The sequence below is a fragment of the Aliiglaciecola sp. 3_MG-2023 genome (genome assembly GCF_030548205.1).
Taxonomy (GTDB): Bacteria; Pseudomonadota; Gammaproteobacteria; order Enterobacterales; family Alteromonadaceae; genus Aliiglaciecola.
Map to the genome: position 1 here is coordinate 1 of NZ_JAUORV010000040.1, position 1313 is coordinate 1313.

Sequence of the window (1313 nt, forward strand, 5' to 3'; positions counted from 1 at the left end):
CCACAGATGTCCGAATGGGGGAACCCAGTGCATTTATGCATTATCTGCAACTGAATACATAGGTTGTAGAGGCAAACGAGGGGAACTGAAACATCTAAGTACCCTTAGGAAAAGAAATCAAACGAGATTCCCCTAGTAGCGGCGAGCGAACGGGGAGCAGCCGAGTAATTATAATGTAGTGGAATGAGTTGGAAAGCTCAACGGTACAGGGTGATAGTCCCGTACACTAAGCGTTATTTTTGCCATATTAAGTAGGTCGGGACACGTGTTATCTTGACTGAAGATGGGGGGACCATCCTCCAAGGCTAAATACTCCTAACTGACCGATAGTGAACTAGTACCGTGAGGGAAAGGCGAAAAGAACCCCTGTGAGGGGAGTGAAATAGAACCTGAAACCGTATACGTACAAGCAGTGGGAGCAGACTTGTTCTGTGACTGCGTACCTTTTGTATAATGGGTCAGCGACTTATATTTTGTAGCAAGGTTAACCGCATAGGGAAGCCGTAGTGAAAGCGAGGGTTAACTGCCCGTTTAGTTGCAAGGTATAGACCCGAAACCCGGTGATCTAGCCATGGGCAGGTTGAAGGTTGAGTAACATCAACTGGAGGACCGAACCCACTGACGTTGAAAAGTCAGGGGATGACCTGTGGCTGGGGGTGAAAGGCCAATCAAACCGGGAGATAGCTGGTTCTCCCCGAAAGCTATTTAGGTAGCGCCTCGGACGAACACCATTGGGGGTAGAGCACTGTTAAGGCTAGGGGGTCATCCCGACTTACCAACCCTTTGCAAACTCCGAATACCAATGAGTGCTATCCGGGAGACACACGGCGGGTGCTAACGTCCGTCGTGAAGAGGGAAACAACCCAGACCGCCAGCTAAGGTCCCAAAATATTGCTAAGTGGGAAACGATGTGGGAAGGCTAAGACAGCTAGGAGGTTGGCTTAGAAGCAGCCACCCTTTAAAGAAAGCGTAATAGCTCACTAGTCGAGTCGGCCTGCGCGGAAGATGTAACGGGGCTAAGCAATATACCGAAGCTGCGGATGTTTACTTTGTAAACATGGTAGGGGAGCGTTGTGTAAGTGGCTGAAGGTAAGCTGTGAGGCTTGCTGGACATATCACAAGTGCGAATGCTGACATGAGTAACGATAATGGGGGTGAAAAACCCCCACGCCGGAAGACCAAGGTTTCCTGTCCCATGCTAATCAGGGCAGGGTAAGTCGGCCCCTAAGGCGAGGCAGAGATGCGTAGTCGATGGGAAACGGATTAATATTTCCGTACTTGGTATATCAGTGAAGGGGGGACGGAGAAGGCTA

General features: G+C 50.0%; 1 rRNA gene. It reads left to right on the forward strand.

Features of this window, described 5'->3' with window-relative positions:
* Positions 1-1313 (forward strand): 23S ribosomal RNA (locus Q4574_RS21415); the annotation flags it as partial.